Genomic DNA, 18,337 nt, shown 5'->3' on the forward strand with positions numbered 1-18,337 from the left:
TGATCAGACGCCCGAGCAGATCGTGAAGGACATCATCCAGAAACTGGAGCGCGTATGAGTGACGCGATTCAGCGGCTGTTCTGGGGATGGGAAGCACCGGTGTTGGATCAAGCGGTGGCATTGCTCTGCCGCGACTGGGATTCTGCGCGGGCGCTGGATCTCAGCAACACGCTGCTGCTAGTGCCAAACGGAGAAGCCGGACGGCGGCTGCGTGAGGCGCTGGCGGTGGTGACGAATGAGACGGGGACTGCGGCCATCGTGCCGCATCTATGGCTGCCGGAGCAGGCGCTGCTGCCGCAGACACGCCGCTTTGAAGCCGCCACTGCGGTGCAGTCGCAGATGGCGTGGCAGCGTGCGCTCGAACGCGTGCCGCTCGACTCGCTCACGGCGCTGTTTCCCCACCCGCCAGAAGCAACGGGCTGGGGCTGGCAGGCAGAGACTGCGCGCATGCTGACGGAACTCAAAATGCTGCTCGGCACGGGGGGGCTCACTTTTGCTGATACGGCTGACCATCCCGCTGCGCAGCGCGAGGCTGCACGCTGGCAGGACCTGGCGAAGATCGAGCGTGCGTACTTCGCTGAGCTGGCGCAGGCGAAAGTCGCTGACGCGCAGGTGCTCAAGCGTGGGTATGCGCGTGATCCGGCACTGCCGGAGGGCGTGCAGCGCATCGTCGTGCTCGCTTCGCCGGATTTGCCGCCGTTGCTGGATGACTGGATCGCTGGCTGCGCCAAGCGCGGCTTGCAGGTGGTGATCGCGATTCAGGCCCCGCAGTCGCTGGCGCATACCTTTGATGCGTGCGGGCGTCCGCTGCCGGAATGCTGGGGAGAAGACGCGGGCAGCAGTCTGTCGTTTCAAAATCAGCAGATCCACGTGGCGCGTGATCCTGCCACGCAGGCGGCGCTGACGCTCAATCTCATGCGCGAGCTGGTGCCGACGGGCCGCACGGCGCTGGGCGTGTGCGATGCGGAAGTCGGCAGCCTGCTGCTGGAAAAGCTCACGCTGGAAGAAGCGCGCAGTTTTGAACCCGGCGGCATTCCCGTGCAGCGTGAGGGTTTGTGGCATGTGCTCGACTGCTTCCGACTGCTGCTTGGATCAGGTGCGTGGCGAGCCTTTGCCGCGCTGCTGCGTATCGAAGAGTTTCGTGACGCCGTCATCCCTGACAGCAAGAGCACCGCCGCACTGCTGCGCGAGGCGGATGACTTTGCCAGTGAGCATCTGCCGGTGACGCTGGCGCATGCGTTGGAGCTTCCGCTTGTCGATTCCCCTGCCCTGCGGCCTGCCGTCGAGCGCACGCTTGAATTGCTTGATTCGCTGCGGCGGCTCACGCCGGCCCAAGCGGCGCGTACTCTCATCCTGAAACTGCTGGGCGCACAGGAATTTAATCCCGAAGCGCCGGGCGACCGCGAACGCACGGAACTAGCCACCGAGTGGCTGCGTGTCAGTGAAGAGCTGGAAGTGGAGGCGCAGCGTTTCGGTTTGCAGCCACAAGCAGAGGACGCCTTCGCATTGTCTCTTGATTGCCTGGCCCAAAGCCGCCTCTCCGAACCGCGTGGCGACATTGATCTGGTGCTGCAAGGGTGGCTTGAACTGCTGTGGGAGAAAGCGCCCAACCTCATCGTCACGGGTCTCAATGAAGAGCATGTGCCCGGTATTTTTATCAGCCATCCGTTTCTCCCGGACAGCCTGCGCAAGGCGCTGGGACTGCCCTGCCAAAACACCCGCTTTGCGCGTGATGCCTTCATTCTCGCCGCGCTGGCGAACCAACGGCTCGATGAACGTGGGCGTCTGAGTCTGCTCTGCGGGCAGTGGAGCGAGGGTGGCGATGCGCTGCGTCCCTCCCGGCTGCTGTTTTTGTGTGATGACGTGGAGCTACCTCAGCGCGTGGCACATCTGTTTCCGAAGGAGGAAGACCAGCCCGCCACCACGGAGCCACCGCGCACGCTGGCGTGGAAGTTGCAGCCGGACTGGAATGCGAAGACGCTGGAGACCATCTCGCCTTCACGTTTGCGTGAGTACCTGAACTGCCCGTTTCGCTACTACTTGAGCTGCACGAAAAACATGGGGGCCATCGAGACTGGCAAACGTGAACTGGATGCGGCTGAGTTTGGCAATCTCATTCATCATGCCTTTCATCGTCTCCATCTGGAGGCCAGTATGCGCGACTGCACGCATCCCGCACAAATAGCGGCCTGCCTTGAGGCCGCTGCGCGTGAGCAGGTGCGTCATATTTATGGCCATCGCCCTGCGCCGCTGATCACGCTGCAGCTCGAAAGCATTTTGCAGCGACTGCGGAAGGCAGCGGACGTGGAAGCCAGGAACCGGCAGGAGGGCTGGTGGTGTGTGGACGCCGAACTGAAAGTCGGCGACGAGAATGATGTCATGCCTTTCCTCATTGCCGAGGCACGTTTGAGAGGCCGCATTGACCGGGTGGAGCGTCATGTGGATGGCACCCTGCGCATCGTCGATTTCAAAAGCTCCGACAAACCGCGCCCGCCGCAGGAGGGGCATGTCAAAGTGATCACGTCCCGCACCAAGCTGACTGAAGCAGATGAATGGAAGTGCTTTGACCTGCCCGATGGCAAGCGCGGACTGTGGCTGGATCTGCAACTGCCGCTCTACGCAGCCGCCTTGCAGCAGCGTGGTCAGGCTATCAGCAGCGTGGCGTACTTCACCCTGCCCAAAAGCATTCAGGATACGGCCATCCTGCCGTGGGAGGGTTTTGATGCAGCCTTGATCGACTCTGCGCTAGGCTGTGCCGCCGAGGCGGTGCAGCGCATCCGCAGCGGCCAGTTCTGGCCACCGGCCCAGCGCTCGCCCAATGGCGACTTCGATGAGATTCTGCTGAATGATCCACTGCACAGTGTGCAGCCGCCTCTTGCATCATTAGGGCTGCCCGTTTATTAAACCGGCTGATTATGTCCGACATCAAACTCCTCATCACTGGCAGCCAAGGCCGCATGGGCCAGGCGATCATTCGTGCCGCCGAGGCTCAAAACATCACCGTCGCATCCACCGTTGACGTGGGCGATGCCTTGGCCCCTGCGCTCGCCAAGGCTGACGTCGTGATCGACTTCTCCTCCCACCTTTTCTGTGATGAACTGCTGGGTGAATGCCTCAAGCAGGGAAAGAGACTGGTCATTGGCACCACCGGCCACACCAATGAGGAACTGGCCCATATTCGCGAAGCCGCCAAGGCCCTGCCGATCGTCTTCGCCTCGAATTACAGCATCGGTGTGAACACCTTGTTCTGGCTGACGCGCAAGGCCACGGAATTGCTTGGGCCGGACTTCGATCTCGAAGTGGTCGAGATGCATCACCGCATGAAGAAGGATTCCCCCAGCGGCACTGCGCGTACGCTGGTCGAGATCCTCGCGGATGTGCGGGGTCTTGAGTATGACAAGGACTGCAAGCATGGCCGCTTTGGCGATGTGGGTGCCCGCACCCCGAAGGAGATCGGCGTACACGCCATCCGTGGCGGCGATGTCGTGGGCGACCATACCGTGATTTTTTCCAACGTCGGCGAGCGCGTCGAACTCACGCACAAGGCCAGCAGTCGCGACACCTTTGCCACCGGCTCGGTGCGTGCCGCCCAGTGGCTGGCGGGGAAACCTGCGGGGCTCTATGACATGCAGGATGTGCTGGGACTGAAGTGAGGCGGAGTTTACGATGGCTGAACGGTCGTTGTCTGTGGTTGACGGTTGTTTCTAAGATGCGGCGAACGGCCTTTAATTCTGCCCTTTCCTCGTGCCGAGTCTTCGTTTACCTTCCGTATGCCCGCCGATGTTCCCGATTCAAACCAGCCAGCCGCCTGTGAAGCCGCTGCTCACTCAAGAGCAGATGGAGCGGATCTTGTCTGCGCGGCGCTCGATCACCTCAGAGGAATTTCGGCAGCAGGTAGCGGCTCATCTGGGCCGCCCTCTCTCACCCGGCAGAAAGAAGGTTTGCGTGAATGGGCGAGAAGTCTGGGTCTGCTGTTAGAAGCAGCCACGCTTCTGCCTCGATTGGAGCGCGGCGGTATGGAGCACGATTGGTTTCGTGAAGGAGAACGTGTCTTTAAAGTCACTCGTGACGGCATCTTCGGCCTCTCTCCCGGTATCGATCTAGCCTTGGTGTCCTCCGACATGGAGGCTAGGCGGTTTCATCTCTGGGAAGCTTCGCCCATTGAGTATCTGGAACGACTGCAGTTGCAAAACGAACTCGTTGCTGGACTCAACCGATTGGAGGGCATTCTAGATCAGGGTGACGATCTCGCCATTGTCACCTCTCAGCCACGCTTCGACATCGTGCCCGTAACTCTCGCGGAGATCGATGTCTGGTTTGCTGCGCAGGGTTTTGAAAAAGTCACTGCCTGCGGCTACTACCGCGCGGAGGACAATCTCGGTGTCTTCGATGCACATGCGAAAAACCTCGTCCGCTTTGAGGACGATCTCATTCCCTTCGATGTCATCCCCTGCCGGCCTGCAGGCGGCTTTTTACAGTTCATCGCTGACACTCTTGCCGCCGGCCATAACGTTACCGCAGTTCGCACCGTTTCCACCTCTCCGCGCAGAATCTGAGGTTACGATGGCTGAACAATCGTTGACTGTGGTTGACGGTTGTTAGCGAGGGGTTGAAGACAAGGGTCAACTATCCTCACCAACTGCAAACTACCGTCCCACTCATGAATTTCGGCATCGCTCTCGGCTCCAATCTCGGTGATCGCTCTGAGAATATTCAGAGAGGCATTGATCTGCTGCTGTCATGCGTGCCTGGCATCCGGCTCACGGCGAGTGGCAAGGTGTATGAGACAGAGCCGGTGGATTGCGCGCCGGGAACGCAGGCGTTTTTAAATACGGTGATTGAGGTGGAGGCGGAGTGTTTGCCGCAGGAGTTGCATGGGCATCTCAAGGCCATTGAACTGGCGCTGGGGCGGCCGGAGGAGAGGGAGCGAAATTCACCGCGCACGCTCGATCTTGATCTGCTGTATGCGGATGATGTGGTGAGCGATGATCCGGTGCTGACGCTGCCGCATCCGCGCATGCATCTGCGGCGCTTTGTACTGGAACCGCTGGCGGATATTCGGCCTGAGCTGGTGCTGCCGGGGCAGCAGGTGTCGGTTGCCGAACTGCTGGCGGGCTTGGAGTGATGTGGGCATTGCCTGTGTTCGCGGATTCCGCGTGGCAACGAGCGGAATCTTGCTATGGAGTGAGGTCCCATGACTGAAGCCCAACCTACCTCTGCTGATCCTGGACGCTGGATTCGTTTCGCGCTCGTCATGCTGCCTGTCGGCACGATTCTGCTGGGGATCGCTTCGTTTGGCATCTGGCAATGGAAGAAGGACCAGGCGGCGGATCGCTCGTTCAAGTATGCCATGGCGCTGCGGCGGCAGATCAGCCCGGAGGGCATCGAACGGTATGCGGGCATCGTGCGCACAGCATTGGGAAAGGCAGACCGAGACCTGAGCATCCCGGGCTATCTTGAATCCACCATGGGCGCGGAGAACATGGGCTATGAGGTCAGACGCAGGCGCTTTGGTGCCGAGCAGTCGCTCATCGACGCAGAGCTGACGGGTGCCAAACGGCCGCTGGAAATCGTGATGGTTTTGTCACTCTACGGAGGCCAGGCGGATCAGATTGAAAGCACGGCGCAGGCCATCGCTGAATCCTTGTCTGTGGCACATGAACTCACGGGTGAAAAAGTGGTTCGATCATTGCGCTTCGCCTTCATCCCTGACACACCGGAAGCACTGAGGAATCTGAAGGAAGGGCTGCTGCGCGATGGTGAGCGTTTGATGCATCTGCTGGTGCTCGACGGACCCGAAGTTGCGAGCATTGAAGGCATCTCCCGCGCTCTGGACACGACGGCCAAAGGCACGCGAGTTTTGTCTCTGCCTGCCACAAAGACGACGCAGGAAACGGTGCAGTCGGCGCATCAACTCAAAGCCATGCTGCTTGAAGCAGCGGAAATCCCATGATCGTCACCTGCCGCCAAATGCAGGAGTGCGAGGAGGCCGCTTTTGCACGCGGCGTGAGTGCGGCGGCATTGATGGAGGAGGCGGGACGTGGCATCGCGAATGTGGTGCGCCAGTTTGCGCCGCGGGCGGGATCGCTGGTGCTGTTTCTCGGCAAAGGGAACAATGCGGGAGATGCGCTCGTCGCGGCGCGTGAACTGGTCGCGGAGGGTTGGAAATTGTACGCACGACTGAGTGGCGAACCTGCCGGGATGAAGGCGCTGCCGCGTGCGCATCTGGGCGTGCTGGGCAGTCATATTCGACTCCTGGAGGATGCCACCACGTTTGATTTTCCAGCGGGGCCGATCGTCAGTCTCGATGGGTTGCTCGGCATCGGTGCGCAGGGAGCGATGAGGCCGGAGTTGCAGAAGCTGGCGTTCGAAATGAATACACTGCGCAGGCAGCGGCATGCACTGACGATTGCGATGGACATCCCCTCCGGTCTCGACGGGGATCATGGCGATGCCTGCGAAGATGCGGTGGAAGCCGATGTGACCGCCGTGGTGGCGCAGATCAAAGCGGGGCTGCTTGAAGATGGGGCGGATCATTACGTGGGGCGCATCGCACGGGTGCCTCTGTCAGCTTTGTCGCAGTCGGTTGGCGATGCCCAGGTGGAAGTACTCACCCCAAGGCTGCTGCGCACATGGCTGCCACGACGCGCCAATGACATGCACAAGGGCGATGCGGGGCGCGTGGGCATTTTAGCAGGCTCACCGGGATTTCTCGGTGCGGCGGAACTGGCCTGCCGTGGTGCTATTCGCGCCGGTGCGGGACTCGTCACATTGCTGGTGAAGGAGGAGGTGTATCCGCACATCGCTGCGCGTCTGCCTGCTGAGGTGATGGTGAAGGTCATTGACGATTATCGCGATGTACTGGAGATGCGTTTCGATGCGCTGGCCATCGGGCCGGGGCTGGGCTTTGCGCATGAGAAGGAAGTCCTTGAAGTGCTCAAGCGAAGCAAGTCTCCCACCATCGTGGATGCGGATGCGCTGACGATGCTGGCGCAGCACCCTGAGGTGATGGATGCCATGGGCAAACTGCCGCGCCTCATGACTCCGCATCCCGGCGAGATGGACCGACTGCTGCGCAATTTTCCCGGCTGGCATGGCATGGGCCGCCGCAAGCTCGCTGAATCATTCACAGCGGCCACCCCGGGGCGTACGCTGCTGCTCAAAGGCACGCGCACGGTGATCACCACACACGGTCAGCCGACACTTTTCAACACCACGGGACACCCCGGCATGGCCAGCGGTGGCATGGGAGATGTTTTATCCGGTGTGTGCGCCACCTTCGCTGCGCAGCATATCACGCTGCATCAGGCCGCCGGTCTTGGCGCTTGGGTGTGTGGGCGTGCTGCGGAGCGCTTTGTCATTCAGGAGAGCACGGCGATGGAAGCCGTGGGAGCCAGTGATGTCACGGCGCATCTGGGGGGTGCGATGCGGGATTTGAAGGAAGGCAGCTTCTGAGGAGTTACAGGTTTAAAGTTTAAGGTGGAGAGATGCCTCCGGCCAACTTTAAACCTGTAACTCTGTCCTGCTACTTCACCGCTTCATAGAGCGATGCGATGCCGAGGGTGAGCTGACGGGAGGTGGCGCTGCTGAAACCGTTGGCGCAGATGAGGGACTCCATGTCGCGGCCTGAGGGGAAGCGTTCGATGGAGCCGCAGAGGTAAACGTAGGCTTCGCGCTTGCCGGTGATCCAGCCAGCGATGCGGGTCATGATCTGCTTGAGATAGAAGAGGTACAACTGGCGGATGCCGGGTATGCGCGGGATGGAAAAATCGAGCACGAACAAGCGCCCGCCGGGACGCAGGACACGGTTCATTTCCGTCAGGGCGGCGGGCCAGGAGGCCATGTTGCGCAGCCCGAAGGCGACGGTGAGCACATCGAAGACGCCGTCCTGAAAGGGCAGTGCGAGTCCATCTGCGGCAATGAGGCTCCTTATTTGACGCTTCTGCGCCTCGCGCATCATGGGGACGGAGAAATCGGCACCGAGCACTTTGGCCTGCGGACAGGCGGACTGGATGGCCTGGGCGAGATCCCCACTGCCGGTGGCGAGATCGAGAACGCGCTGAGGCTTGAGTTCAGCGATGCGCCGGGCGGTGGTGCGGCGCCAGAGGCAGTCGATGCCAAGACTGAGGACGTGGTTCGCCAGCACATACCGCGATGCGATTCCCGCAAATGCCTGCCTCACGAATCCTGCGTCTTGCATGTGACTTTTTGTTTAACCGGTTACCCGAGGCGGCACTGTTGCCGCTGGATGGTGCTCACGACTGGACTCGAACCAGCACAATGTTACTTACTAGAACCTGAATCTAGCGCGTCTACCAATTCCGCCACGTGAGCAAAGGAGTCGGGTTAACCGGGTCGAGAGTCTTGACCATGCCAAAGAATACTCAAGCGAGAAAATGACTTTCTTCTGGCGACATGGCGGGCTTCGGGTTAGGCGCATGGCATGTCCTTTCGTCTTGAGATGCTGCAAGTGGCCCGGCTGGCGCCCAAACTCCTCGGTGAGTCAGCGGAGTTGGTGGAGTCTTTCCTGCGTTCACGCGTGTCCCCTGACGGCGGCTTCCTAGATCGCAACGACAAACCAGACCTCTACTACACCGTGTTTGGCCTGGAAGGTCTGCAGGCGCTGTCGGTGGATGCCTCCACGATTCCCGATGTGCGGCCATGGCTGAAGCAGTTTGGCGATGGGGAGCGGCAGGACTTTGTGCATCTGTGCTGTCTGGCGCGCTGCTGGGCGAATGCGGGCCTAGCGGATTTCCCCGATGCAGCGCGTGAGGCGCTGGCGGCGCGCATTGAGGCCTTTCGTTGTCCGGACGGTGGCTACCATCAGGCCCCGAAGCGGGCGAAGGGCAGCGCCTATGGCTGTCTGCTCGCCTGGGGGGCCTATCAGGACCTCGGCGGCATCCCACCCGAGCCTTGGCGACTGGTGGAATGCATGGGCGGGCTGCGCACGAAGGATGGCGCGTGGTCCAACGAGCCTAATATTCCCGTGGGCTCCACGACGGCCACGGCGGCGATGGTGGCCCTGCACCGGCATATGGACATGGCCCCGCCTGCTGAAGCGGTGGACTGGCTGCTGCGCCAATGCCTGCCCGCCGGTGGATTTTTAGCGCTGCCTGCAGCACCCCTGCCCGACTTGCTTTCGACTGCGGTGGCCTTGCATGCGCTGGATGCGGTGCAGGCGGATTTTTCAAGGATCAAGGAACCCTGCCTCGACTTTGTGGATTCATTGTGGAATGCGACGGGCGGCTTTCATGGGAACTGGACGGATGACATGCTGGACTGCGAGTACACGTACTATGGTATGCTGGCGCTGGGGCATCTGTCGCTCTGACCCCCAAACAAGGGAGGAGGGGCATGATGAAAAGGAGGATTGTTTTTGAAAACAAAAAACCCGGACATTGCTGTCCGGGCTCTCTGAATGATTTGCTGGGGCGTCGAATTACGCGAGGGCTTCCGTGAGGACTCGACCACCGTTGACGATGTCGATGGGGCGGCCACCGTCGGCCATGATGCGCTTCTCGCTGTTGATGCCGAGGAGGCGATACATGGTCTTGGCAAGGTCTTCTGGGCCCACGGCATCGCGGTCGGGCTCGCCACCAAGCGCGTCAGACGCGCCGTGGATGTAGCCTTCTTTCATGCCACCGCCAGCCATGGCGACGGAGAAGACGCGTGGCCAGTGGTCACGACCATTGGTGCCGTTGATCTTGGGTGTGCGGCCGAATTCGGAGCTGACCATGACGAGCGTGCGCTTGAGCATGCCGCGATCTGAAAGGTCGGTGATGAGGCGGGCAAAGGCCTGATCGAAGTTCGGAGCCTGACCATCAAAGGCAGTCTTGATGTTGGAGTGGTGATCCCAGCCGCCGTAGTTGACGGACACCATGCGCACACCGGACTCGACGAGGCGACGGGCCAGCAGGAAGCGCTGACCGGCGGTATTGCGGCCGTATTCGTCACGGAGCTTGTCGGTTTCCTTGGTGAGATCGAATGCTTCACGGGCCTGCTTGCTGCTGATGAGGCCGTAAGCGGCTTGGTAGAAGCTGTCCATGGCGCTGATGGAGTCAGCTTTTTCCACGTTCTTGAAATGTTCGTCCACGGTGCCGAGCAGGTTGCGGCGGCGGTCAAAGCGCTTTTCGTCCACGCCTTTCGGGGTGAGCAGGTCACGGACGGTGAAATTTTTGTCAGCAGGGTCGCTGCCGAGGGCAAAGGGGCCGAAGGCGCTGCTCATGTAGCCAGTGCCCTGATCAGGAGCGACCATGTTTGGCACCACGACATAAGGAGGCAGATTGTTGCGGCTGCCCTGTTCGTGGGAAATGACGGACCCGAAGCTGGGGAACTTGATCGCCGGGCTTGGACGGTAGCCGGTAAACATGTTGTGCGTGCCACGCTCATGAGCGGCTTCACCGTGGGTCATCGAGCGGATGACGGTGAGCTTGTTCATGATCTTGGCGATGTTCGTGAACTTCTCACCGACGTATTCGCCGGGGATGGAAGTCTTGATCGGGGTGAAGGGGCCGCGATAGTCAGGCGAGGCAAAGGGCTTCGGATCCCAGGACTCATGCTGTGCCATGCCACCCGGAAGATAGATGTGAATGATCGAGTCAGCGAGGGGCTTGATCGTTTCCACTTCAGGAATGACCTGAGCGGCCTGCAAGCGCATCATCTCAGGCAGCGTGAGGCCGAGGCCGCCAAGCATGCCAACGTAGAGGAAATCACGACGGCTGGCACCGGTGCGCAGATCAAGGTGATTGCCTTGGCAGAGAGAATGCATTTTCATAAGGAGAGAGGGGGGGATTGTTGCAGGAGTCGTGAGGGATTACGGGCCTGCCCGGAGCTTCTTGCATCTCTTGCAAAAAATGATGCAACTCGTGATTTCAAGGCATCATGGGGTCACCCAGCCAGCTTGCACCATCTGACTGATCCACACCTGAAAATCCACAGGGGCATCCGGGGGGAATTTGAGCCGCAGCGTCATCGGCACGGTGGCGTCCTCGCTTAACTGCAATTGGTAATCCAGCGACTTCGCGATCGGCCCGCCCTTCTCGGCATAGCCATAGACCACTTTGGCCCCTGGCTCGGAAATGTTGCGCAGGCTGTAACACTGGAGTTTGGAGGGATCTCCAAACTGATTTTCAAAATGTCCCGCTGGTGAAACGAGCACCCGAAAGAGGGTGGGTGAAGCCTGCTTCAATTCGAGAAAATCCGACCAGCCCATCTCCCCAGCACCCACGAATGACTCCCAGTCCACACGCGGCCCTGCCACAGAGTGCTCCACGGTGGCAACGCGCCGGCCGCCCCCCTCAAACACCACCACGTGCTGAGTGAACTTGGGGGAGGTCTCCTTCGCCTCGACGATGGAATCAAACGCCAGCGGACCATCGGCATTTTTTGAATAGTAGATGCTCATCAGCGGGGCCACACGCAGGCGATCACGCACCAGCAGGATGCGCTGTTTCCAACTGGGAGTTTCCAGAAACTTGCCCAAAACTTCCTCCGCAGCTGCCAGCTTCGCCAGATCACCGCCTGTGATTATTGGCATCACGCTGGCGGTTTTGAGGTCGCCGCTGCCGGGTGGGCGAAACACTAGATTGCCCGAATTCACCTGGGGCCGCGGCTCTTCAGCCTGCGTCAGCGAGGTCTCTGGCGGATGCACCATTTCCCCTCCACTCTGCGTAGATGAATCCCCTGCTTTGTCCGACTCGGAAGCAAGCGGCTTCTCTTTCTGCGCCGGTGATGGCAGCAGACTCAAGATCACCATCAAGACCACGATAACGCCCACGGCAATCGCTCCAATCAACAACCGCCGCCGAAACCGCTGGATCTCGGGATCCATGCGCATGCGATCAAAGGCGTCCCCAGGGAGTGCCTGAGGCTCATGCGAAACAACAACCGCCGGAGTCGGTGAGGGTGTGCTGACCGGCTCATTCTGCGTCATCAGCAGAGCACGGCGCTTCGTCTTGGTGGTCTTCTCCGCCATCTGCAGCATCACCATCTGCCCACACTCAGGACAGGGGCGTGAGCGCGTCACTGAGGAAACCTGAATTTCGACAGTTTTTTCGCAGTGGGGACAGACGAGGGTGGTGGCCGGCATTCGTGGCTGGACGTTAATGAAGGGTAAAACACTCTGGCGGCTGGAATGAACTGCCGCAACCTGTGGTTGCTCAATTTCCCATCCACGTATCTGCAGTCAGGGCGCCGCCGGAACGCAGCCGCTTCAAGCCCCAGCCCATCATGATGCGGGCGTCCTCCCAGATGTACTTCGTCTTGGTGCCAAGCTGCACGAGGATGACCTCACGCCCGCCGCTTGCGGCCGTGGAGATCAAACAGCGCCCGCTGGCCACGGTGTAGCCGGTTTTCATGCCGTTGCACTCTGACATGACGCCGAGAAGTTCATTGGTGTTCGTGAGCGTGATCACACGCCCATCCGCACGCCGGAAGCTGAAATACTTCCGCCGCACCACATCACGAATCACAGTATTGCGATACGCTGCCATCGCCACCCGTGCCATGTCACGTGCGGTGGAGTACTGCCCACCGGCGGTGAGTCCATGCGGGTTTTTGAAGTTTGAGTTGGAGCAGCCCAGCTCACGCGCCTTGGCGTTCATTTTGGCCGTAAAAGCACTGATGCTTCCTGCGTTGTCACGCGCCAGTGCATTGGCCACATCATTCGCGCTTTTCACCAGAAAGGCATAGAGCAGCTCACGCCGCGAGTACACCTCCCCCGGCTTGATGCCCAGCCGTGTGGGCTCCACGGCCACATCGGAGGACTGAACGCGCACCATTTTGTCGAGATTTCCCGCGTCCAGCACCACCAGGGCGGTCACCAGTTTCTGCGTGCTGGCGACGCCGCGTGCCGTTTCAAAACTGCGACCTGCAAGATGCTGCCCGGTGCGCGCATCCAGCAGCAAGTAGGAGGAGGCACGGATGGCGGGGCCTGAGGTCGCCACAAGCATGGTCCGCTCAGGCAGCATCACGGTCATGATCTGCGCACTGTCTCCCTGGGCATACATGTGCTGGGAATTCGGGGCGACGGGGATGGCACGCACCACTCCCTGGTCTGCACAACTCGCCAGCAGCCCAGCGGCCGCTCCTGTCATCAAAAGGTGGATCAATCTCATCATTATGAAGTATGCATCGTGAAGCAACGCCAAACCGGCTCGCAGTTTTCAAGCGGGACTAAAAAAAGGTGGCGCGCTGCATCTAGGCCACCCGGTCTTTGTTGTCAAACCTTGCGCCCTCCGCCCGGCGCTCCATGTTCGGCCCATATGGCACTTATCATCAACGGCGAACAGATCGACGACGAAATCATTGAGGCGGAATTCCGCCACATCAAAGGTCACTACGAACGCACCCTCCAGGTGGCCTGCTGTGAGCGTGATCCTGAATTTCGCGGCATCGCCAAGGACAACCTCACCTCCCGAGCCCTCCTCGGACAGGAAAGCCGCCGCCGCCACGCCGAAGTCGCTGAGGAAGACATCACCGCACGCCTGACCAAGCTCATCGACGAGGCCGGTGGTGAAACACAGTTCTACATGAACATCGGCATGCAGGTCAAAGACGAGGCCCTCGTCCGCGAAAACGTGGCAGGCGGTGTCCGTCTGGACAAAACGCTGCAGGAAATCTACGCCCCTGAGCCGGAGCCGACCGAGGCCGACCTGCGCGCCTGCTACGAAGCCAATCTGAAGAGCTACATGACCGAGGAGGAGATCCAGGCCTCCCACATCACCAAAAGCCTCCAAGGCGCGACCAGCCGCCAGGAAGTCTATCAGGCGATGCGCGATATCCGCTCCGAGCTCCTCGCCGGGGCTGACTTCGCCAAACTAGCGGAGGAGCATCGCTCCGGCGAGCAGCAGCAGATTGACCTCGGCTGGTTCAAGCGCGGCGAATTCATGGAAGAGTTCGAAACCATCGCCTTCTCCATGGGCGAGGGCGAGATCAGCCCGGTATTCAACACCCAGCTCGGCTTTCATGTCTGCACCGTCACCGGTCGCCGCCCGTCCGTGGCGCGTCCGTTTGCTGAAGTGAAGGAGGACGTAAAAACTCGTTTCCTCGAAGAGTATCGCGACAAAAAGTTCAACGCCTTCCTCGAAGAACTCAAGGCCACCGCGAAGGTCGAAGACACAGATCCCGAAGGAGAGAACTGCGGGCACTAAGACGGGCGTTCCGCAGAAAGTTAAAAGTTTAAGGTTAGAAGTTTCAAGTTGGCGGAAGGGGTATGACTGCGCCCCTGCCCTTTTCGCTCGTCTCGAACTTTACATCTTCGACATGACCGGCACGGGGGTGCGGTAATCAGTCACGGGTTCTGGCAGCGAATCCATGGGCGGTGGGCCGGGGAAATTGTCGTCCACAAAGCGCCGCCAGGTGTCGCGTGTTTTTTGCGAGATGAAGCCCTGCACGGTGTCGCCGCACTTGCCGCAGATCATCACGCTGTGCAGCAGGGAGAGGCCCTCGCACACGCCGGTGATGACGAAGTCCTCCATGCCCGCCTCATCACGCCGCGCACTGCAAACTGCGCACGATTCCAGACCGCGCTCCAGTGTGACCTGCTCGTCTTGAAACTGCCCTAGACGCTGTTTCGACTCCTGGGAGAACTCCTCCATCATCTGCGTGCGGCAGTGATCGCACAGCGCATACTCCATGACGCATTCACCGCGCTTGTAGGCCTTGGAGATTTGGAAGCCGCCGGGGAAGTCTGGCAGGGACTCGCCGCAGCGCGTGCAGTTCTGAAACGGACGCTCCTCATACTCACACCGCAGGTCAGGTGGGATCGGCGGCGGCTGTTGGAGATCGTGATCAGACATCGGCTTGTTTGCAACAAAGCGCACACTATGGCAGTTTCACAGTCCAAACTCATGCGTGCCTCGCTTTTCCTCAGCCTCCTCCTGCCAGCCCTTTTGCATGCCCAGCCAGCGGACTGGCCGGACTCCCGTGGCAACGCGGCCATGACGGGCACTTCCCCCGTGGAATTGAAGTTCCCGCTTGAACTTGCGTGGCAGTTCAAGCTCATGGACAAGCCGAAGGGGCAGGCCGAGATGCTCGTCTCCAGTGCCGTCGTACGAAGTGGCAAGGTCTATGCTGGCTGCAAAGACGGCAAATTTTTCTGCCTCGATCTCGTCACCGGCAAAGAGGTGTGGAAAACCGAGGCGAAGGGGGCCTTTGACGGGGCGGCTGCGTTTGCGGGCGAGCTCGTTGTGGTGGGTTGTCAGGATGGTTTTGTCTATGCCTGGAACGCTGACACCGGCAAGGAAGTGTGGAAATTTGAAACGCAGGCCGAAATCCACGCCGCTGCGAATGCGTGGACGAATCCCGATACCAAGGCGCAGAAAATTATCATCGGCAGCTACGACTACTCCATCTACTGCCTCGATGCCAAGACGGGCGTGAAGGAGTGGGCGGCTGAAACCGGCTACTACATCAATGGTGGCTCCGCCGTGGGTGATGGCAAGGTCGTCTTCGGCGGCTGCGACAGCGTGCTGCATGTGCATGATGTGAAGACCGGCAAGGAAGAGCGGCAGATCGAAGTGGGGGCCTACATCGGCAACAACGTCGCCATCGCCGACGGCGTCATCTACGTCAGTCACTACGGCAACCGCGTGGGGGCCTACCGCATCGCGGACGGCACGAAGGTCTGGGAGTACGGCGAGCGTGAATTCGAATACTACGCCGCACCCGCCATCTGGGACAAAGGCGTGTATGTGGGTGGCCGAGACAAACGCTTCCACGCCATCGACCGCGTCACTGGAGCGCAGCTTTGGGAATTCCGCGCTCGTGACCGCATCGACAGCAGCGCCGTCATCTGCGGTGGGAAAGTGGCCATCTTCGGTTGCGATGACGGTTATATTTATGCGCTTGATTTGAAGACCGGGAAAGAGGTCTGGCACAATGAAATCGGTGCGCCGGTGAAGACGTCAGCGGCTATCGCTGGGGACTATGTCTTGTTTGGGGCGGATGACGGGGTGCTGTATGTGTTTAAGAATGGGAAGTGACAAGTCCGCCGCGCCCCCCCCCCATTCCTCTGAAGCAGGCCAAAAACCCGACGCATTTCGAACACCTCTGATGCGCCCCTTGCCGAATCACGCCATGCTCAGTGTTTCCACGGCCGTCTCGAAGTGGGCCAAGGCCCCGTAGCAGCCCAGGCCGGCCCTTGTCACGAGACCGATCAGGTGACGCAGTTTGCGCTTGGCGCGCCAGACAATGGAACGCGGAATGGTGCGGTGAATGGCGAACTTTTTCACATACTTGGGCACCGTCCAGAGGGTGGTCATTCCATCCTGAAACATGGCCGTGTCGCCGGCGCGCAGCGTGTGGACCTTGCGGCCCGGAGTCTGCTCCTCGATCACCACTTCCCCTTCCAGGATCTGCACAATCTCATCCAACGCAAAAACCCATTTGAACTTGCCCGCCTGGCACTCCCAAACAGCGCAGGAAAGGGTTTGATCCGCCGCCACCGCCAGTGTCGTGACCTTGGCAATGGGATTACCGGAGATAATCCAGTCAGGATTGATGGGCGCGGACTGCAAGTCTTGCTGGTGGACAGAACCCGTCTGAATCACCGGGGTGTTGCTGCTCAGTCGATGAGCAGCGGAGTTGGGAGTGCTCTCGCTGAATCCAAAGGGTGAGATGAGAGTTTTTGCCATATTGTTGTGGAGCTAAATATAATTTCAATATTTTCTATTGTCTAGATGTCTCGTGTAGCGAAAACCTGACTTGGGTACCGGCGGCGGGAGTCGTCTGCGCAAGCGTACGCGTATAGCGCCTAGTCCATTCGCCAGTTTGCACCACCGTTTGCCATACTGGCATGCGCTGCGCCCCCAATGCCATGCAAGTACTCAGCATAGCGAAATCAAGGAATGGAAAATGGCCGCGGGGGAGCGGCCCGTTTCACGTTCCGAGGCATCCCTCTTGCATCCCCTCAACCCACCGCTAAAGGAACTGGGTGCGTATCATTTCTGGCAGTGCAGGAGGGCTCGCTCTCGAAGTCCCGAAAACCGTCACACGCCCCACACAGGATCGTGTGAGGCAGGCTGTGTTCTCGATGCTCGGGGAACTCGTACCGGGGGCGCATGTGCTGGATTTGTTTGCTGGCACGGGAGCCATCGGCCTGGAATGCCTGAGCCGGGGCGCGGCTTCAGCGATGTTTGTGGATGAGAACAAAGGGGCCTGCGAGGTGATCCGCAAGAACATCGCCAAGACCCGCCTCACGGGGGCCACGGTGCGCCACGGTGATGTGTTCGGCATGCTGCCCCTACTGCAACGCGACGGCAAACAGTTCGACCTCATCTTTGCTGATCCGCCGTACACGCACTGCGATGCGGACACGGACTTCGTGGCGCAACTGCTCGCCATGGAGGCCCTGCCCACGCTCCTGCATGCGGAGAGCCACCTCATTCTGGAAAGTCACCACTTCAACCGCGAAACGAAAAGCTGGCCCGGCTGGGAGGTGCTGACCGACCGCAATTACGGCTCCACCCGCATCGTCTGGCTGCGTAAAATCCCGCATGTCATCGAAAGCGCTTAGCCTCACTCTCTACAATCTGGCGCTGCCGCTGGGGCTCGTCGTGATGCTGCCCGGTGCTTTCATCAAAATGCGCCGCCGCAATGGCCGCTGGCGTGATCTGGCGCAGCGCATCGGTTTTTTTCCCAGTGAGACGCAGGCCGCCATCAATGCCCTGCCCCAGCGCGAGCGCTTCTGGGTGCATGCGGTGAGCGTGGGTGAAGTGGGGGTGGCGAAGAAGCTCATCTCCCGGCTGCTCAAAACGCAGGCCGATCTCGGCATCGTGCTCAGCACGACGACACCCACCGGCTATGCGCTCGCTGAAGAACTGGCAGCGCAGCACGCCGGGCGCGTGGTGGCGATTTACAGTCCCCTCGATCTGCCGGGCGTTGGTCGGCTGATGCTGGAGCGCATTCAGCCCACGCAACTGGTGCTGGTGGAGGCGGAAGTGTGGCCGAACCTGACGGCCTCCGCCTCACGTCTCGGCATTCCGATTTCGCTGGTCAATGCACGACTCTCGCCGCGCAGTGAGCGCCGTTATCGCAAGTATAGCTGGTTCACCGGGCCGATCTTTCGCATGCTGAAGCAGGTGATGGTGCAGGAGGCCGATGACGTGGTGCGCTGGCAGGGCTTTGGGGTTGATGCGGAGCGCATCCACCTCACGGGCAGCATCAAGTATGATCCTGAAGGTGCGGTCGTGCCTGCCATCAAAATCGAGGAACTGCATGTCGTGCTAGCGCTGGCTGGAATTGCCGAAACTCAGCCCACGCTGCTTGCCGCGAGCACGCATGCGGGCGAAGAAATCGAACTCGGGCGCGTCTTCCTTCGGCTGCGCGAACAGGTGCG

At 60.3% G+C, this 18,337-nt stretch carries 17 protein-coding genes and 1 tRNA gene; 11 read left to right on the plus strand and 7 right to left on the minus strand.

Annotated elements, in window-relative coordinates:
• Positions 1-54: 54 nt before the first annotated feature.
• From PSV43_RS19960 to PSV43_RS19985, 6 genes are all read left to right on the plus strand, one after another.
• On the plus strand, positions 55-2,904 hold the full coding sequence (locus PSV43_RS19960) for a PD-(D/E)XK nuclease family protein (RefSeq protein WP_300201672.1): 2,850 nt from the start codon (positions 55-57) through the stop codon (positions 2,902-2,904).
• An 11-nt stretch (positions 2,905-2,915) separates the two neighbouring features.
• Positions 2,916-3,653 (plus strand): 4-hydroxy-tetrahydrodipicolinate reductase, encoded by a 738-nt coding sequence (dapB, locus tag PSV43_RS19965; protein ID WP_300201675.1) that lies wholly within the window; start codon positions 2,916-2,918, stop codon positions 3,651-3,653.
• A gap of 363 nt (positions 3,654-4,016) precedes the next feature.
• Positions 4,017-4,556 (plus strand): hypothetical protein, encoded by a 540-nt coding sequence (locus PSV43_RS19970; RefSeq protein ID WP_300201677.1) that lies wholly within the window; start codon positions 4,017-4,019, stop codon positions 4,554-4,556.
• 104 nt (positions 4,557-4,660) lie between these two features.
• Positions 4,661-5,125 (plus strand): 2-amino-4-hydroxy-6-hydroxymethyldihydropteridine diphosphokinase, encoded by a 465-nt coding sequence (gene folK, locus PSV43_RS19975; RefSeq protein ID WP_300201680.1) that lies wholly within the window; start codon positions 4,661-4,663, stop codon positions 5,123-5,125.
• A gap of 69 nt (positions 5,126-5,194) precedes the next feature.
• Complete coding sequence (locus PSV43_RS19980) at positions 5,195-5,953, plus strand: hypothetical protein (protein ID WP_300201683.1); 759 nt, start codon at positions 5,195-5,197, stop codon at positions 5,951-5,953.
• Entirely contained in the window at positions 5,950-7,455 is a 1,506-nt protein-coding gene (locus PSV43_RS19985; RefSeq protein ID WP_300201685.1) for an NAD(P)H-hydrate dehydratase, read from the plus strand. The genes PSV43_RS19980 and PSV43_RS19985 overlap by 4 nt, the downstream gene beginning before the upstream one ends.
• 70 nt (positions 7,456-7,525) lie before the next feature.
• Here PSV43_RS19985 and PSV43_RS19990 read toward each other — a convergent pair whose 3' ends face one another.
• Positions 7,526-8,200 (minus strand): ubiquinone/menaquinone biosynthesis methyltransferase, encoded by a 675-nt coding sequence (locus tag PSV43_RS19990; protein WP_300201688.1) that lies wholly within the window; start codon positions 8,198-8,200, stop codon positions 7,526-7,528.
• A 49-nt stretch (positions 8,201-8,249) separates the two neighbouring features.
• Positions 8,250-8,334 (minus strand) — tRNA-Leu (locus PSV43_RS19995).
• Between the two features lie 109 nt (positions 8,335-8,443).
• Between PSV43_RS19995 and PSV43_RS20000 the strand changes: the two genes are divergently transcribed.
• Positions 8,444-9,331, plus strand: coding sequence for a prenyltransferase/squalene oxidase repeat-containing protein (locus PSV43_RS20000; RefSeq protein ID WP_300201691.1), 888 nt, complete (start codon positions 8,444-8,446; stop codon positions 9,329-9,331).
• A 108-nt stretch (positions 9,332-9,439) separates the two neighbouring features.
• Here the strand turns inward: PSV43_RS20000 and PSV43_RS20005 are convergent, their stop codons facing one another.
• From PSV43_RS20005 to PSV43_RS20015, 3 genes are all read right to left on the minus strand, one after another.
• Positions 9,440-10,774, minus strand: coding sequence for a DUF1501 domain-containing protein (locus tag PSV43_RS20005; protein WP_300201694.1), 1,335 nt, complete (start codon positions 10,772-10,774; stop codon positions 9,440-9,442).
• A 105-nt stretch (positions 10,775-10,879) separates the two neighbouring features.
• Positions 10,880-12,088, minus strand: a complete 1,209-nt coding sequence (locus PSV43_RS20010) for a hypothetical protein (protein WP_300201697.1) — start codon at positions 12,086-12,088, stop codon at positions 10,880-10,882.
• Between the two features lie 70 nt (positions 12,089-12,158).
• A complete protein-coding gene (locus PSV43_RS20015; RefSeq protein ID WP_300201699.1) occupies positions 12,159-13,043 on the minus strand; it encodes a D-alanyl-D-alanine carboxypeptidase family protein in 885 nt (294 codons plus the stop codon).
• Between the two features lie 219 nt (positions 13,044-13,262).
• On the opposite strand from PSV43_RS20015, the gene PSV43_RS20020 reads away from it, so the two are divergent.
• Entirely contained in the window at positions 13,263-14,150 is an 888-nt protein-coding gene (locus tag PSV43_RS20020; protein ID WP_300201702.1) for a peptidyl-prolyl cis-trans isomerase, read from the plus strand.
• A 99-nt stretch (positions 14,151-14,249) separates the two neighbouring features.
• Here PSV43_RS20020 and PSV43_RS20025 read toward each other — a convergent pair whose 3' ends face one another.
• Entirely contained in the window at positions 14,250-14,798 is a 549-nt protein-coding gene (locus tag PSV43_RS20025) for a hypothetical protein (protein ID WP_300201705.1), read from the minus strand.
• Between the two features lie 51 nt (positions 14,799-14,849).
• On the opposite strand from PSV43_RS20025, the gene PSV43_RS20030 reads away from it, so the two are divergent.
• Positions 14,850-15,983 (plus strand): PQQ-binding-like beta-propeller repeat protein, encoded by a 1,134-nt coding sequence (locus PSV43_RS20030; protein ID WP_300201708.1) that lies wholly within the window; start codon positions 14,850-14,852, stop codon positions 15,981-15,983.
• 87 nt (positions 15,984-16,070) lie between these two features.
• Here the strand turns inward: PSV43_RS20030 and PSV43_RS20035 are convergent, their stop codons facing one another.
• On the minus strand, positions 16,071-16,634 hold the full coding sequence (locus PSV43_RS20035; RefSeq protein WP_300201711.1) for a cupin domain-containing protein: 564 nt from the start codon (positions 16,632-16,634) through the stop codon (positions 16,071-16,073).
• A gap of 299 nt (positions 16,635-16,933) precedes the next feature.
• On the opposite strand from PSV43_RS20035, the gene rsmD reads away from it, so the two are divergent.
• Together rsmD and PSV43_RS20045 are read left to right on the plus strand one after the other, a co-directional pair.
• Positions 16,934-17,515 (plus strand): 16S rRNA (guanine(966)-N(2))-methyltransferase RsmD, encoded by a 582-nt coding sequence (rsmD, locus tag PSV43_RS20040; RefSeq protein ID WP_300201714.1) that lies wholly within the window; start codon positions 16,934-16,936, stop codon positions 17,513-17,515.
• Positions 17,496-18,337, plus strand: an 842-nt coding sequence (locus PSV43_RS20045; RefSeq protein WP_300201716.1) for a glycosyltransferase N-terminal domain-containing protein, incomplete at its 3' end; no start/stop codon positions are given. The genes rsmD and PSV43_RS20045, both read left to right, overlap by 20 nt.

This window comes from Prosthecobacter sp. (assembly GCF_029946185.1).
In the GTDB taxonomy this organism is placed as follows: domain Bacteria; phylum Verrucomicrobiota; class Verrucomicrobiia; order Verrucomicrobiales; family Verrucomicrobiaceae; genus Prosthecobacter.

Excerpts from the sequence above, each read along its gene's own strand:
- PSV43_RS20010 (WP_300201697.1), bottom strand. The coding sequence starts at position 12,088 with ATGCCGGCCACCACCCTCGTCTGTCCCCACTGCGAAAAAACTGTCGAA.
- PSV43_RS20035 (WP_300201711.1), bottom strand. The coding sequence starts at position 16,634 with ATGGCAAAAACTCTCATCTCACCCTTTGGATTCAGCGAGAGCACTCCC.
- PSV43_RS19970 (WP_300201677.1), top strand. The coding sequence starts at position 4,017 with ATGGAGCACGATTGGTTTCGTGAAGGAGAACGTGTCTTTAAAGTCACT.
- PSV43_RS20025 (WP_300201705.1), bottom strand. The coding sequence starts at position 14,798 with ATGTCTGATCACGATCTCCAACAGCCGCCGCCGATCCCACCTGACCTG.
- PSV43_RS20030 (WP_300201708.1), top strand. The coding sequence starts at position 14,850 with ATGCGTGCCTCGCTTTTCCTCAGCCTCCTCCTGCCAGCCCTTTTGCAT.
- PSV43_RS19960 (WP_300201672.1), top strand. The coding sequence starts at position 55 with ATGAGTGACGCGATTCAGCGGCTGTTCTGGGGATGGGAAGCACCGGTG.
- PSV43_RS19985 (WP_300201685.1), top strand. The coding sequence starts at position 5,950 with ATGATCGTCACCTGCCGCCAAATGCAGGAGTGCGAGGAGGCCGCTTTT.
- PSV43_RS20005 (WP_300201694.1), bottom strand. The coding sequence starts at position 10,774 with ATGAAAATGCATTCTCTCTGCCAAGGCAATCACCTTGATCTGCGCACC.
- PSV43_RS20020 (WP_300201702.1), top strand. The coding sequence starts at position 13,263 with ATGGCACTTATCATCAACGGCGAACAGATCGACGACGAAATCATTGAG.
- PSV43_RS19980 (WP_300201683.1), top strand. The coding sequence starts at position 5,195 with ATGACTGAAGCCCAACCTACCTCTGCTGATCCTGGACGCTGGATTCGT.
- PSV43_RS19990 (WP_300201688.1), bottom strand. The coding sequence starts at position 8,200 with ATGCAAGACGCAGGATTCGTGAGGCAGGCATTTGCGGGAATCGCATCG.
- dapB (WP_300201675.1), top strand. The coding sequence starts at position 2,916 with ATGTCCGACATCAAACTCCTCATCACTGGCAGCCAAGGCCGCATGGGC.
- PSV43_RS20000 (WP_300201691.1), top strand. The coding sequence starts at position 8,444 with ATGTCCTTTCGTCTTGAGATGCTGCAAGTGGCCCGGCTGGCGCCCAAA.
- folK (WP_300201680.1), top strand. The coding sequence starts at position 4,661 with ATGAATTTCGGCATCGCTCTCGGCTCCAATCTCGGTGATCGCTCTGAG.